Source organism: Xanthomonas sp. BRIP62409 (assembly GCF_003992965.1).
Classification (GTDB): Bacteria; Pseudomonadota; Gammaproteobacteria; order Xanthomonadales; family Xanthomonadaceae; genus Xanthomonas; species Xanthomonas euroxanthea.
On record NZ_QEZJ01000030.1, the window covers coordinates 12,013 to 26,190 of the forward strand.

General features: G+C 68.2%; 16 protein-coding genes. 9 read left to right on the top strand and 7 right to left on the bottom strand.

Annotated features, from left to right (window positions below; all coding sequences use genetic code 11):
- The first annotated feature begins 13 nt into the window (after positions 1-13).
- Both EO170_RS17740 and EO170_RS17745 read left to right on the top strand, forming a co-directional pair.
- Positions 14-322, top strand: a complete 309-nt coding sequence (locus EO170_RS17740) for a DUF3247 family protein (RefSeq protein WP_016903450.1) — start codon at positions 14-16, stop codon at positions 320-322.
- 87 nt (positions 323-409) lie between these two features.
- On the top strand, positions 410-1,744 hold the full coding sequence (locus EO170_RS17745; RefSeq protein ID WP_126947009.1) for a sorbosone dehydrogenase family protein: 1,335 nt from the start codon (positions 410-412) through the stop codon (positions 1,742-1,744).
- A gap of 87 nt (positions 1,745-1,831) precedes the next feature.
- Here EO170_RS17745 and EO170_RS17750 read toward each other — a convergent pair whose 3' ends face one another.
- Positions 1,832-2,092 carry a hypothetical protein gene (locus EO170_RS17750; RefSeq protein WP_104583227.1) on the bottom strand — a complete coding sequence of 87 codons (261 nt, stop codon included), beginning with the start codon at positions 2,090-2,092 and terminating at the stop codon, positions 1,832-1,834.
- Positions 2,093-2,285: 193 nt separating this feature from the next.
- Between EO170_RS17750 and EO170_RS17755 the strand changes: the two genes are divergently transcribed.
- Positions 2,286-3,353, top strand: a complete 1,068-nt coding sequence (locus tag EO170_RS17755) for a class I SAM-dependent methyltransferase (RefSeq protein WP_115677854.1) — start codon at positions 2,286-2,288, stop codon at positions 3,351-3,353.
- Positions 3,350-4,063: a pseudouridine synthase gene (locus EO170_RS17760; RefSeq protein WP_126947012.1), complete on the top strand. Its 714-nt coding sequence runs from the start codon at positions 3,350-3,352 to the stop codon at positions 4,061-4,063. The genes EO170_RS17755 and EO170_RS17760 overlap by 4 nt, the downstream gene beginning before the upstream one ends.
- 53 nt (positions 4,064-4,116) lie before the next feature.
- On the opposite strand, the gene EO170_RS17765 is transcribed toward EO170_RS17760, so the two are convergent.
- The 6 genes from EO170_RS17765 to EO170_RS17790 all read right to left on the bottom strand — a co-directional run bounded on the left by EO170_RS17765 (position 4,117) and on the right by EO170_RS17790 (position 9,477).
- Positions 4,117-4,923, bottom strand: a complete 807-nt coding sequence (locus EO170_RS17765; RefSeq protein ID WP_126947015.1) for an SDR family oxidoreductase — start codon at positions 4,921-4,923, stop codon at positions 4,117-4,119.
- Between the two features lie 216 nt (positions 4,924-5,139).
- Complete coding sequence (locus EO170_RS17770) at positions 5,140-5,700, bottom strand: DUF1415 domain-containing protein (protein WP_126947018.1); 561 nt, start codon at positions 5,698-5,700, stop codon at positions 5,140-5,142.
- Between the two features lie 153 nt (positions 5,701-5,853).
- Positions 5,854-6,675: an alpha/beta fold hydrolase gene (locus tag EO170_RS17775; protein ID WP_126947021.1), complete on the bottom strand. Its 822-nt coding sequence runs from the start codon at positions 6,673-6,675 to the stop codon at positions 5,854-5,856.
- Entirely contained in the window at positions 6,662-8,401 is a 1,740-nt protein-coding gene (locus tag EO170_RS17780) for an ATP-binding protein (RefSeq protein ID WP_126947025.1), read from the bottom strand. The genes EO170_RS17775 and EO170_RS17780 overlap by 14 nt, the downstream gene beginning before the upstream one ends.
- The gene (locus tag EO170_RS17785; RefSeq protein ID WP_126947028.1) at positions 8,394-8,858 is read right to left on the bottom strand and encodes a hypothetical protein; all 465 of its coding nucleotides are present in this window, start codon (positions 8,856-8,858) and stop codon (positions 8,394-8,396) included. The genes EO170_RS17780 and EO170_RS17785 overlap by 8 nt, the downstream gene beginning before the upstream one ends.
- 133 nt (positions 8,859-8,991) lie before the next feature.
- Positions 8,992-9,477 carry a YajQ family cyclic di-GMP-binding protein gene (locus EO170_RS17790; RefSeq protein ID WP_016903460.1) on the bottom strand — a complete coding sequence of 162 codons (486 nt, stop codon included), beginning with the start codon at positions 9,475-9,477 and terminating at the stop codon, positions 8,992-8,994.
- Between the two features lie 106 nt (positions 9,478-9,583).
- Between EO170_RS17790 and EO170_RS17795 the strand changes: the two genes are divergently transcribed.
- The 5 genes from EO170_RS17795 (at position 9,584) to EO170_RS17815 (ending at position 13,946) form a co-directional block, all read left to right on the top strand.
- A complete protein-coding gene (locus tag EO170_RS17795; protein ID WP_126947031.1) occupies positions 9,584-10,480 on the top strand; it encodes a DMT family transporter in 897 nt (298 codons plus the stop codon).
- 176 nt (positions 10,481-10,656) lie between these two features.
- Positions 10,657-11,664: a methionine ABC transporter ATP-binding protein gene (locus tag EO170_RS17800; protein WP_104583235.1), complete on the top strand. Its 1,008-nt coding sequence runs from the start codon at positions 10,657-10,659 to the stop codon at positions 11,662-11,664.
- Positions 11,661-12,356 carry a methionine ABC transporter permease gene (locus EO170_RS17805; protein ID WP_104583236.1) on the top strand — a complete coding sequence of 232 codons (696 nt, stop codon included), beginning with the start codon at positions 11,661-11,663 and terminating at the stop codon, positions 12,354-12,356. Before EO170_RS17800 ends, EO170_RS17805 begins: the two co-directional genes overlap by 4 nt.
- 136 nt (positions 12,357-12,492) lie before the next feature.
- Entirely contained in the window at positions 12,493-13,296 is an 804-nt protein-coding gene (locus tag EO170_RS17810; protein ID WP_126947034.1) for a MetQ/NlpA family ABC transporter substrate-binding protein, read from the top strand.
- Positions 13,297-13,388: 92 nt separating this feature from the next.
- Complete coding sequence (locus EO170_RS17815) at positions 13,389-13,946, top strand: DUF1453 family protein (RefSeq protein WP_104583237.1); 558 nt, start codon at positions 13,389-13,391, stop codon at positions 13,944-13,946.
- Positions 13,947-14,178: the final 232 nt, after the last annotated feature.

Genomic DNA, 14,178 nt, shown 5'->3' on the forward strand with positions numbered 1-14,178 from the left:
TGGAGATGACGCCATGTCCAGATACGCCCCGCACGTCTATTCGGAACAAGTGCAGATCGCCACGCTCGAACATTGGGTCTCGCTGCTCGGTGGCCAGGAGCGCGTCCGCGTCGAACTCGACGACGGCAGCATGATCAGCGGCACCGTCGCGGTGCGCCCGAGCATCCAGACCTACCTGGACGACCAGCAGCGCGAAGGGCTCAACGGCCAGCTGCGCATCGACCAGCTGGACGCCGCACAGGAGCCGCACTGGATCTGGATGGACCGCATCGTGGCCGTGCATCCGTTGCCATTGGGCAGTGATCCGCAAGCCGCGCCCTGAACGATGCATTGACGATGTGTTTACTTCTCGTCGTGACGGTGACGGCATGATGGCCGATTGTCGCAACTGTTCAGGATTGCCCGCGCAATGAATGCTCCCGCGTTGAAGCTTGCCCGCTGGCCGCTGTCGTTACTGACCGTCGCCGTCCTCGCCGCCTGCGGCGACACCGCCACGCTTGCCATCGAACAGGGGACCGGGCCGAACCCGCAATTGCCCGAGCCGGTCAAACGCCTGATCCCCACCGTCAAGGTGGCGCCGGTCAAGCGCTGGACCGAGAACGCCAAGCCGATCGCCGCCGACGACCTGCAGGTTGCCGCGTTCGCGCGTGATCTGGACCACCCGCGCTGGATCTATGTGCTGCCGAACGGTGACGTGCTGGTGGCCGAAACCGCCGAGCCGCCAAAACCGGACAGCGCCGAAGGCGGTGGCATTCGCAAGAAGGTGCAGGGCGCGATGATGAGCAAGGCCGGTGCCGTGGTGCCCAGCGCCAACCGCATCACCTTGCTGCGCGATGCCGATGGCGATGGCGTGGCCGAAGTGCGTACCCAGTTCATCAGCGGCCTGTTCTCGCCATTCGGCATGGCCCTGGTCGGCGATCGTTTCTACGTGGCCAATGCCGATGCGCTGGTGAGCTTCCCGTACAAGCCCGGCGAGACGCATATCACCGCCAAACCGACCTTCGTGGCCAATCTGCCTGGCGGGCTGAATCACCACTGGACCAAGTCGCTGCTGGCCAGTGCCGATGGCAGCAAGCTGTACGTCGGCGTCGGCTCCAACAGCAATGTGGCCGAAAACGGCATGGAGGCCGAACTCAACCGTGCGGCGATCCTGGAGATCGACCCGGCCACCGGCAGCAGCCGCGTGTTTGCCAGCGGCTTGCGCAATCCAGTCGGCACCGCCTGGGAGCCGCAGAGCAAGTCGCTGTGGGTCGTGGTCAACGAGCGCGACGAGATCGGCAGCGATCTGGTGCCCGACTACCTCACGTCGGTGCGCGATGGCGGCTTTTATGGCTGGCCGTACAGCTACTACGGCCAGCACGTGGACGAGCGGGTCAAGCCGCAAAACCCCGAGCTGGTGTCCAAGGCGCTCAAGCCCGATTACGCGTTGGGCCCGCATACCGCCTCGCTTGGTCTGAGCTTTGCCAGCGGAAGCCTGCTGCCGGAGCGCTTCCGGCAGGGCGCCTTCATCGGCCAGCACGGCTCGTGGAATCGCGATCCGCCCAGCGGCTATAAGGTGTTGTTCGTGCCGTTTGCCGACGGCAAGCCCAGCGGCACGCCGATCACCGTGCTGGATGGTTTCCTGGACGCCGAGGGCAATGCACAGGGGCGCCCGGTGGGCGTGAGCCCGGACAATACCGGCGCGCTGCTGGTGGCCGACGATGTCGGGAACGTGATCTGGCGGGTGACACCGAAGACGCGCTGATCCAGACCGTCAAACAGGAAAAACCGGGCCCAGGCCCGGTTTTTTCATGCGCGTTCTGCTATCGCGCGTGCTGTCGCGCTGGTGCGCTCAGCGCGGCGATTCGGGCGACGCGCTGAAACGTCGTGCATAGCCGCGCTCCTCGGTGATCCGGCTGATGTCTTCATCGGCCATCTCCGGTGCGCCATAGACCGCATACGCCACGCTGCCGTCATCGCGCTCGCCGACCTGGTGCAGGCGATAACGCGGCCGGCCCGCGCCGGTGTTTTCGGGGTAATGCATCGGTGGCGGGGTGTCATCCAGATCCATTTCGCTGTTGTCGACCACTCCACCTACGAACAGGGCTCGCATCGCGTCTCTCCGGTATTGGTGTGATTCCAGCCTAGGTGGGCGGATGTTGCGTGCGCATCAATAGTCCGTATAGACATTGGAAGGGCCGCGGTCTGCAGGTCACGCAATCGAACGCCCGTTCAAGCCAGCACCAGGGCGGGGGGACAGGCAGTGCTCCCTTACAATGGCTGCCTGTTCCTGACCCGATGATCCGATGGCTGGCCCGCACGATGCCCCGCTTCAAGCCCTGTTTCTGCCCTTCGCCCAGGGCGTGCTGCCGTGGCCCAGCGGCCCGGTGCTGTTCCTGCGCGCGCGCGACGGCTTTCCGCTGCGCGCTCATGCGGCGGCCGATGCACTGACCTGCGAGCAGAGCTTTCGCCCGTTCGCCGAAGCGCTGGAGCGCAATGGCTGGAGCGTGCGCGAAGAGAGCCAGATCGAGGCCGACAGCACCCGTTACGCCCTGGTGCTGGTGCTGCCGCCGCGGCAACGCGAGGAAGCGCGTGCCTTGTTTGCGCGCGCGGTCGCGCTGGCTGCGCCGGGCGGCCGCGTGGTGGCCTGCCAGTCCAACAACGAGGGCGCGCGCTCGGGCGAGGCCGATCTGCGTCAGCTCACCGGCCTCGCCGGCAGCCTGACCAAGCACCATTGCCGCACCTACTGGAGCCCGCCGCTGCCCGCCGACACCGATGCGGCGCTGCAGGCGCGCTGGGCCGCGCTGGATGCGCCGCGCCCGATCCTGAACGGGCGCTTCGTCAGCCGCCCCGGTGTGTTCGCCTGGGACCGCATCGATCCTGCCTCGGCGCTGTTGGTCGAGCATCTGCCGGGCACGCTGGCCGGGCACGGTGCCGACCTGGGCGCGGGCTTCGGCTATCTGTCGGCCGAGGTGCTGGCGCGTTGCCCCAAGGTCACCGGACTGGATCTGTACGAGGCCGAGGCGCGTGCACTCACCCTGGCGCAGCGCAATCTGCAGGCCATCGCGCATCCGGCGCAGCTGCAGTACCACTGGCGCGACGTCACCGCCGGCCTGGCGGCGCAGTACGATTTCATCGTCAGCAACCCGCCGTTCCACACGCCTTCGCGCGCCGACCGCCCGGATATCGGTCAGCGCTTCATCGCCGTGGCCGCGCAGGCGCTGCGCCCGGGTGGGCAGCTGCTGCTGGTCGCCAACCGGCATCTGCCCTACGAATACGTGCTCAACGAAAGCTTCGGGCAGGTGCGCGTGGCCGCCGAACGCGACGGGTTCAAGCTGATTTCCGCCATCCGCGGCCGCGGAGCGCGCGCATGAAGCTGGTCAAGCACATCGCCAATCTCGGCTACGGCAGCCGCAAGCAGGTGACCCAGCTGTTTCGCCAGGGCGCGGTCACCGATGCCGCCGGCGAGGTGCTGTATGCCGACGACCAGGTGGAGCACGATGCGATCCGCATCGATGGCGAGCCGCTGGATCCGCCACCGGGTCTGAGCCTGTTGCTGCACAAGCCCGGCGGCTACACCTGCTCGACCAAGGACACCGGCCGGCTGATCTACGAACTGCTGCCGCCGCGCTTCCGCTCGCGCGCACCGGTGCTGGCGCCGGTGGGGCGGCTGGACCGCGAGACCAGCGGCCTGTTGCTGATGACCGACGACGGCGCGCTGCTGCACCGGATCATTTCGCCCAAGTCGGCGCTGGACAAGGTCTACGACGTCACCCTGGCCGAGGACCTGCGCGGCGACGAAGCGGCGCTGTTTGCCAGCGGCACGCTCCTGCTGGAAGGCGAAACCAAACCGCTGCTGCCGGCCGAACTGGACGTGCTCGGCCCATGCCAGGCACGCCTGACCTTGCACGAAGGCCGCTATCACCAGGTGCGGCGCATGTTCGCCGCCGCTGGCAACCACGTGGTGGCCTTGCACCGCAGCCGCATCGGTGGCTTGTCGCTGGATGGCCTGCCGTCCGGGCAATGGCGCGCGTTGGCGGCGGAGGATCTTGCGGTGTTGTTCGGCCGCGGTGCGCAGGCCTGAGCCGCCGCGGCCGTTGAGTGTGCATGCGCCGATCCTGGCATGCGCGGCACTCCCTAGACGTACTGCATCTTGCGCGACATGCCGCCATCGATGATGAAGTCCTGCCCGGTCACAAAGCCCGACAGCTGCGGCGACAGCAGATAGACCGCCAGTTGCGCGATGTCGTCCGGCGTGCCAACGCGTCCGGCCGGATGCTGGGCATGGTCGCGTCGCGACAATTTCGGTGCGCGCCGGCGCTGCGGCGCGCGCCAGGCGTCGGTGCTGATCCAGCCCGGGCTGATGCTGTTGACGCGTACCTGCGGGCCTTCGCTCAGCGCCAAGGCGTGGGTGAAGGCCACCAGCCCGCCCTTGGCGGCGGCATAGGCCTCGCTATGCGGCTCCGATTGCCAGGCGCGGGTGGAGGCGATATTGACGATCGCGCCGCCGCCCGGGGCCTGCGCCAAGGCGGGCAAGGCCTGCTTGCTGCACAGGAATGCGCCGTGCAGGCTGGCCAGCCTGCGATTCCACTCCTGCCAGTCCAGTTGCGGCAAGGGCGCCACATGCGGATCGGCCACGCCTGCGTTGTTGACCAGGCCATCGAGCCGCCCGAAGCGCCTGAGCGCGGTGGCGATCAGGCGCGCTGCCTGCGGTTCGCGCGCGGCATCGCAGCGCACGAAGGCACTGCGCCGCGGCAACGCCCACTCCTGCAGGCAGGCCTTGCCGGCATCGGCATCCAGGTCGCCGATCACCACGCTGCCGCCGGCGCCCAGCACCGCCTGCGCGATGCCACGGCCGATGCCCTGGGCACCACCGGTGATCACCACCACGCGGTCCTGCAACGGGGAGGGGTTCCATGCGGAGACGGCGGGAGTCAGCGGCATCGGGCGCACCATGGCAGTGAGGTCGCGCGCACTGTAACGCGGGCGCCGTGGTGGCCGTAGCAACGCGATTCCCGCGTGCGGCCCGGGCATGCTGGCGCCTCCTGGTGCCTTACCGCGCCGTCATCGGGGCGCCGAGCTAGGGCGCGCCGGCACGGCGCCACGTGTCTCCGACGCGGCCGTCCGGCACCGCTGGTGCCGCCGCACGCGCTGTGGCGGTCAGTGCTGCGATGCGCTCAACAACCGTTCCCAGCCGTCCTGGCCCAGGCGTTCCAGCGTCTGGATATTGCGTTCGACGATCACGTCCGGGTCCGGGAACGTGGCCACCGCGCGCTCCACGCTGTCTTCGCGCAGCAGGTGCAAGGTGGGGAAGGGCGAGCGGTTGGTGAAGTTGGCCACGTCATCCACCGCCGCGCCTGCGAACTGATAGTCCGGATGGAAGCTGGCCATCTGCAGCACGCCGTCCAGATCCAGTGCGTCCACCGCCGCATCGGCGTTGTCGAGGAAGTCGTTGTAGTCCAGGAAATCGGTGAGCACGTCCGGATGCACGATCAAGGTGGTGTCGATCTGCTCGGCCGGCGTGTCGCGCAGCAGCACCAGCTCCTCGGCCAGTTGTTCGAGCAGCGCCTCGGGCGTGCTGGCATCGCTGAGCACCAGCCGCACCTGCTCCTTGACGTAGACCGCCTTGGCGAACGGGCACAGGTTCAGGCCGATCACCGCGCGCTCGATCCACTGGCGGGTGGCGGTCAACGGATCAAGCGTGGCAGGGGTGGGCGTCATCGTGGCGGCGGCGTGATGGTGGGCCAGTGTATGCGATCGCCGCCGGCGCGGCCGCCCGTGCCGCTGCGGCGCCGCGCCGAGCAGGCGCGGCCGACACGGCGAGCGGAGTGCGGGGAAAACCCGCGGCAGTTGCAGCGCTCACGCGACCCGGCGTCAGCGACGTGCGCCATTGAGGCCGACATGCGCGCGCAAGAATGCAATCGAGGCCCGCGCAACCGTATCGGCGTGCGGGGTCTTGTGCGGCGAGCCGATCGCATGCGCGCCGGTGTCGAAGGCCATCGCGCAGGTGTGTGCCGGCGCGCTGCCGAGCGCGGCGAACATGGCCAGCATCGCCGGCACCGAGGCGGTTGGATCCTCCTCGCCGTTGGCAGCGCGGTAATAGCCCAGAAACACCGGGCAGCGCACGCGTGGCCACGGTGGATCGGCGGCAACCGCGTCGAACAGGCTGCGCAGCGCGCGGAAGCCGTCCGGGTGGATGGTGCTCGACCAGAACGCCAGGGACGCGGCGGTGCGCGGGCGTGGGTCGGTCAATGGCGTTTGCGCGGCGCAGACCTGATCCAGCAGCGCCGGGTCGGCCGGCCGGATGCCCGGTGACCAGGCAATCACTGCGGCCACCGCATCGGGCCGTTGCGCCGCCAGCCACAAGCCCAGCGTGGCGCCCATGGACGAGCCGACGATCGCCACGCGCGCGCCCATGCGCTGCGCCTGCGCCAGCGCATCCAGTGCCGAGGCCTGCAACACCGCCGGCGTCAGCCCCTGCATCGCGTCGGCCGCGCTGCGGCCATGCCCTGGCCACCGGTGCACGTACAGGTTGGCAGCCAGCGCATCGGCGATCTGCTCGGGCAGGTCGCCGGCTTCTCCCGGGCTGGCGGTGAACCCGTGCAGATACAGCAGCGCCAGCGGTGTGCGCGTCTGCGCGCCGGCATGCCAGTGCTGGCGCGCCGCGTTGCCCGGTTTCAGGTCAGCCGGTTGCATGGGGGGCCTGCGCGCCCAGGATGGCCAGCAACTCGTGCGCGTTGATCGGCTTGGACAGATAGCCGGCAACGCCGGCGGCGGTGGCCTCGCGCATCGAATCGGTGCGGGTGTCGGCGGTCAGCACGATGATCGGCGGCAGGGCGGCGATCGCCTCGCGCGCCTCGCGCAGCGCGTCCCAGCCCGAGGTGCCGGGCATGTGCAGGTCGAGGAACACCAGGTCCGGCGCCGCTTCGCGGATGCGCTGCACCGCGTTGCTGCCATCGCTGTGAAAGCTCACCCGATGCCCGGCGCGGGAGAGCAGGTTGCCGATCACCAGCCGATTGGTGTCCAAGTCCTCGAACACCAGGCAATGCAGCGGCGGCACCGTCGCGGCATGCTGCTGCAGGGCCTCGCGCAGCGCCGGCGGTCGGCTGCGGTGCGCCGCGGCGGCAGCCAGTTCGAAGGTCCAGCGAAACACGCTGCCGCCGCCGGGATTGTCGCGCACGCTCAGGCTGCCGCCCATCGCGTCGGACACCGACAGCGCAATGTACAAACCCAGGCCGACCCCGCCCTCGGTGCGGTTGAAGCCGGTGCTGAGCTGGGTGAAGGGGGTGAAGATGTAGGCCTTCTGGTCGTCGGCAATGCCGATGCCGGTGTCGGTCACGGTCACCGAAATCGCCCAGCGCTGCTGCACCTGCGTGGTGGCGAGCAGCACATCGACCGACCCACCGGCCGGGGTGAACTTGATCGCATTGATGACCAAGTTGGTGATGACCTGTTCGATACGCCCCTCGTCGCCGATGAGGTCAGGCGTCTGCGCCGCATCGCTGCGCAGTTCCAGCGCCACGCCCTTGGTGGACGCGGCACTCGCACACACCGCTTTGACCGTGGCCAGCACATCGAGCAGGCTCAGCGGCTTGCTGTGCAGCTGCAGCCGGCCACCGTCGATGCTGGCGACGTCGATCACTTCGTTCACGCGGTGGCGCAGCGCGATCGCATTGACCGTCATCGCCTGCATCAGTTCGCGTTGTTGTGCCGACAAGGTGTCGCCATCGATCAGCTGCGCGCAGTTGATGACCGCGTTCAACGGTGTGCGCAGTTCGTGATTCATGGTGCTGATGAAGCGGCTCTGCGCATCGCGCGAGGCCAGCGCCTGCAGGGCGATCTCCTGCATCGCGCTGACGATGCGCGCCACCAGCAGCGGCAGTACCACGCTCAGCGCCACCGCATACACGAAGTACGCAGGGCGCGAGAGCCAGTAGCCGGCCGGCGCGGTCAACAGCATCAGCACGAAGGTGCTGAGCAGCACCGGCAGCGTCGCCTTCTGCCCGTAGCGCGCCACCGCGGCGATGGTGATGAAGGGCAGGAAGGCATTCAGCGACATCAGCAGGATGAAGGCCAGATAGGTCTGGATGCCGATGAACAGCAGGTTCATCGCAAACCCGACCGCATCCAGCCACTCGCCCGGCGGGATGAGCCTGCGTCGCACCAGCACCATCCAGACCACCGCCAGCCCCCACAGCATCGCCGCGGTGGGGAACACCGCCTGCGCATCCCTGACCAGCACCGGCTGCGGCCCGTACAGCCAGCCGAAGCACCACAGGGCCACGATGGTCTGCACGATCACCCGGCCGACGCAGGCGCGGTATTCCAGGAACGATTCGAACAGTCGCACGAGCCGGTCGTTGCGCAGTTGCCGGGCGGCCAGAATCAGGCCGGGCGCTGCACGGTTGGATCCACTACGCATCGGGGCCGGTGTCGTCGTTGGGGAGGGTGCGTCGGTAATTCTTGACCAGCAGGCCGGCCGCGGTCGCAATCGCGGTGTAGCGCTGCGCAAGCGCGCACCCGAGTTCGCCGCAGTCGACATCGCCGCGCAACTGGTCGCAGGCGTTCAGCAGTTCGGCAGAGCCGGTCAGCGAGAGCGTGTTCTTGAGCGAATGGATCTGCTCCAGTGCCTGCGCCTGGGTGGTGCTAGCCCGGCCGAGCGTGCAGCTGGCGATGGCGCGCTGCACTTCCGCCGCAAACGCATCGGCAAAGGTCGCAGCCGCCACCGGGTCCAGCCCGGCCAGCGTGTGCAGCGTCGAGCCGGTTTCGATGCGCGGCTGTGCGTGCGTCATGGCGCACGCCGTCCCGGCAGCGGGCGGCGCCTGCGGCACCGTGGCCAGGTGCGCGCGTTGCAACAGGCTGGAGAGCAGGGCACGCATGCTTGCATCAGCTCCGTAACGCGCTGGCGCGCGCGTGGCCGATGCCTGGGTAACGGGCGGCCGACACACCGCGCTGCGCGGCCCGCCTGCACAGCGCGGCACAACAAGGCGCCGTGTCAGCCACAACGCGTGCTCAGTCGCGGAAGTTGTCGAACTGCAACGGCAGCTCGAAATCGGCCTTCTTCAGCAGCGCCATCGCATCCTGCAGGTCGTCGCGCTTCTTGCCGCTCACGCGCAGCTTGTCGCCATTGATCTGCGCCTCGACCTTGAGCTTGGCCTCCTTGAGCTTGGCGACCAGCTGCTTGGCCTGTTTCTGCTCGATGCCCTGCTTGACGGTGACCTTCTGGCGCGCACCGGCCAGGTTGGTCTCCATGTCGCCGAACTCCAGGCAGCGCACGTCGATGCCGCGTGCCAGCAGGCGCGCGCGCAGGATGTCGGTCATCTGCTTGACCTGGAAGTCGCTGGGCGCGGACTGGTTGATCGCCTTGCCGTCCTCCAGCTCGAACCTGGCTTCCACGCCCTTGAAATCGAAGCGTGTATCCAGCTCGCGATTGGCCTGGTCCACCGCATTGGTCAGTTCGTGCTTGTCGACTTCGGACACCACGTCGAAGGAAGGCATGCAAAGCTCCTGCTCTCTATAAACAGCCGCCATTCTAGGGCATCGCGTCGTCGCCCCGGTCCACACGCGGTTGGCAGTCTGCGCGCAAGCGCAGCGATAATGGCCCATGCCCACCACCCGCTCTCCGCTTCCCGCCATCACCTGGATGATGGCCGCCGTGGCCTGCTTCTCGCTGATGGACGCGGGAATGAAGCTGCTGTCGGCGCATTACCCGCCGCTGCAGGTCACCTTGCTGCGCGGCGCCGCCTCGCTGCCGTTCGTGCTGGTGTGGGTGCTGGCCACCGCGGGCCCGCGCTCGATCGTGCCGGTGCGCTGGGGCCTGCACCTGCTGCGCGGGGTACTGGGCATGGTGATGATCGGCTGCTTCGTCTACGGCCTGAAACGCATGCCGCTGTCCACCGCCTACACGCTGTATTTCGTCGCCCCGTTGCTGGTGGCGGCGCTGTCGGTGCCGTTGCTGGGCGAGCGGGTCGGGCCACGCCGCTGGACGGCGATCGGGATTGGCCTGGTCGGGGTGATCGTGGTGTTGCGCCCGGGCGTGGACGGGCTGATCTCGCTGCCCGGCCTGATGGTGCTGCTGGCGGCCACCGCCTATGCCATCGCCGCCATCAGCGTGAGTCTGCTGACCCGCACCGACACCCCGCAGGCGATGGTGGTGTCGTTCCTGCTGTTCATGGCGGTCGGCGCCGGCCTGCTGGCCATTCCCGACTGGGTGCCGTTGCGGGGCGAGCACGCCTGGCTGATCGCCGGCATGGGCCTGGCTGGCGCACTGGGGCAGATTGCGCTGACCCAGGCCTTCCTGCGCGGCGAGGCCTCGATGATCGCGCCGCTGGAATACACCGGCCTGGTCTGGGTGATCGGCTTGGACTGGCTGCTGTGGCAGACCCTGCCCGATGGCTGGACCTGGACCGGCGCCGGCATCATCGTCGCCAGCGGGCTGTATTTGCTGCGGCGGGAGCGGATACGGCAGGCGGATCGCCCGGCGGCGTTGGATAGGCCGTGATTCTGAAGTCGGGATTGGGGATTGGGGAGTCGGAATTCGCAAAAGTCAGGGCGCCTTGCGGTTGCTCTAACGAATCCCCAATCCCGACTCCCGAATCCCCATGGTTAGAACCTAATGGAATATCGTCCGCAAACATTGACTGGTAGGCTTCACGGCCCCCCAATCGGCCACGCGCGGTGATCCAGTTTCAGCGCCTGCACAAGTCTTATTCCGTTGACGGTCGCCAGGTCGTGGCGCTGCATCCCCTCGACCTGCGGATCGGCCCCGGCGAGGTGTTCGGCATTATCGGCCACTCCGGTGCCGGCAAATCGACGCTGATCCGGCTGATCAACCGGCTGGAAGAACCCAGCGGCGGGCGGCTGCTGATCGGCGAGGAGGACGTCACCGCGCTGGACAGCCAGGGCCTGCGCGCGCTGCGCCGGCGTGTCGGGATGATCTTCCAGCACTTCAACCTGCTGTCCTCGCGCACCGTGGCCGGCAATGTGGCGTTTCCGCTGGAACTGGCCGGTACCCCGCGCGCCGAGGTCGATGCGCGCGTGGCCGAGCTGCTGGCGCGGGTCGGGCTGGAGCAGCACGCCGGCAAGTATCCGGCGCAGTTGTCCGGCGGGCAGAAGCAGCGCGTGGGCATTGCGCGCGCGCTGGCCACCCGGCCGCAGATCCTGCTGTGCGACGAAGCCACCAGCGCGCTGGACCCGCAGACCACCGCCTCGGTGCTGCAGCTGCTGGCCCAGATCAACCGCGAGCTGGGCCTGACCATCGTGCTGATCACCCACGAGATGGACGTGATCCGCCGGGTCTGCGACCGCGTCGCGGTGCTCGATGCCGGCAAGCTGGTGGAAACCGGCCCGGTGACCGAGGTGTTCCTGCATCCGCAGCACCCCACCACCCGGCGCTTCGTGTCCGAGGCCGAACACGTGGACGAGGCCGAGCTGCATCGCGACTTCGCTGCGGTGGGCGGGAGCATCGTGCGGCTGACCTTCCTGGGCAACGGCACCTATGAACCGGTGCTCGGCCGCATCGCCCGCGAGACCGGGGTGGACTACAACATCCTGTCCGGGCGCGTGGACCGCATCAAGGACACCCCGTATGGGCAGCTCATCGTCGCCCTGACCGGCGGCGACCATAACGCGGCACGCGCCGGCTTCGTCGCCGCCGGCGTGCATGTGGAGGATCTGCGCGCATGACCCTGTCGATCGCGACAACCAGCGGGTTTTTCCGCAATCTCGACGCCGGCAAGTGGGGCGACATCGGCCAGGCCACCCTGGACACCCTGCTGATGCTCGCCGGCGCACTGCCGCTGACGCTGTTGATCGGCCTGCCGCTGGGGGTGGCGCTGTTCCTGTGCGGCGCCCCGCAGCTGCGCCGCCGACCGGTGCTGTACGGCGTGCTCGCGGCAGTGATCAACCTGCTGCGCTCGGTGCCCTTCATCATCCTGATGATCGCGATGATTCCGCTCACGCTGACGCTGATGGGCACCTCGCTGGGTGTGCGCGGCGCAATCCTGCCGCTGGTGGTCGGTGCCGCGCCGTTCTATGCGCGGCTGGTGGAAACCGCCTTGCGCGAAGTGGACCGCGGGATCATCGAGGCCAGCCAGGCGATGGGCGCCACCACCCGCCAGCTGGTGCTGCGCGTGCTGCTGCCCGAAGCCCGCCCGGGCCTGATCGCCGGTGCCACCGTGACCACCATCGCGCTGATCGGTTTCACCGCGATGGGCGGTGCGATCGGCTCCGGCGGGCTGGGCGATGTCGCGTACCGCGAGGGTTATCTGCGCTCGCATTCGGACGTCGCGCTGATCACCGTGATCGCCCTGCTGGTGCTGGTGCAGCTGCTGCAGATGCTGGGCGACTGGCTGGTGGCGCGCTACAGCCGGCGCTGAGGTCTGCCGCGACCGGGTGCCGCGTGGCGCGGAGGGCCGCGCATGCGGCATGCGCTTGCGAATCGCCGCTGCACCCGCGGTCTGCTAGGTTTACCTCTTGCGGCAGTGCCGCATTCCTCCTCCCACGGACCCCTACATGAGCACATTCGCGTTTCGTTCCCTCCTGGCTGCGGCCACGCTGGTCCTGGCTTCCTGTGGCGGTAGCGGCGGCAGTAGCGGCGGCGACACGCTGACGGTGGCCGCCACCGCAGTGCCACACGCCGAGATCCTGGAGGTGGTCGAACCGCTACTGGCCAAGCAGGGCGTCAAGCTGGACGTGCGCGTGTTCAACGACTACGTGCAGCCCAACGACCAGGTCGTGCAGAAGCAGATCGACGTCAATTACTTCCAGACCGAGCCGTATCTGGATGCCTACAACCGCGACCGCAAGAGCCAGCTGGTGACCGTGGTCGGCGTGCATATCGAACCGTTCGGCGCGTATTCGCGCCGGTTCAAGGCATTGGCCGAACTGCCCAACGGTGCCGACGTGGTGATTCCCAACGACCCGAGCAACAACAGCCGCGCGCTGATCCTGCTGGACAAGGCGGGCGTGATCAAACTCAAGGATCCGAGCAACGCCCTGTCCAGCCAGCGCGACATCGTCGAGAACCCCAAGCAGCTGAAGTTCCGCGAACTCGACTCGGCGATGCTGCCGCGCGTGCTCGACCAGGTCGACCTGGCGCTGATCAACACCAACTACGCGCTCGACGCCGGCCTCAACCCGACCCGCGACGCGCTGGCGATCGAGAGCAAGGATTCGCCGTACGTGAACTTCCTGGTCTCGCGCCCGGACAACAAGGACGATCCGCGCGTGCAGAAGCTGGCCAAGGCCTTGACCAGCCCGGAAGTGAAGGCGTTCATCGAGCAGAAGTACAAAGGCGCGGTGTTGCCGGCGTTCTGAGAGCGGCTAACGAACCGACCGCGCTGTCCACGTCCACCTGACGGCCGCGCGCTACGTCGTGCTGGTCACTCCTTGCCGCCACCGAGTATCCGATGCCACTTCTCCTCGCCATTCCGCTGGCCGTGATCATCGCCCTGGCGGTACTCGCGGTGCTGCTGCCGTTGTCGCTGGTGCAGCGCTTCCGTGTCGGTACCGCGCGGCGGCAGGCGCGTGGCTGGCTGTTGATGATCAATCTGGTCTCGGCCGGCCTGTCCACCGTGTTGTTCGTGATCTTCGTACTGATCGCTGCCGCGTTCTGGCCGGGCGCGATCAGCCACGCCGCCTTCGGCTGGGCCTGCGGGCTGGCGCTGGGCTTGCTGGCGTTGCGCCTGACCCGCTTCGAGCGCACCCAGCAGGGCCTGTTCTACCGGCCCAACCTGTGGCTGGTGCTGGCCCTGACCGCGCTGGTGGTGGTGCGCGTGATCGCGGGCATGGTGCAGGGGTGGCGCAGCACCTGGCAGGGAGCGGCCTGGCCCACGGAAGGGTGGCTCAGCCACGCCAGCCTGTTGGGCGCGGCCGGCGTCTTGCTCGGCTACGCGCTGGCCTATGCCACCTTGCTGTGGTGGCGCTGGCGCAGTGCGCGCCTGCGCGGCAGCGTCTACTGGCGGTGAGCTGGCGCGCGTACGTAGCGAATGGCGGTGCTTCACTGGCACTGGCACCACCGTTATCACCCGCACCGGCAATCGCAATTGCACTGGTATGGAAGGGCACGGACGCGGGCGGGCTACCCGTCGCACGCAGCGTTCCCACGCAGATCGCGTGCGAGATTCAGCGCTTCGCAATCGATGCAGCACCGCGCTTTCCACACGCATAAAAAAACGGGCCTTGCGGCCCGTTTTTGTT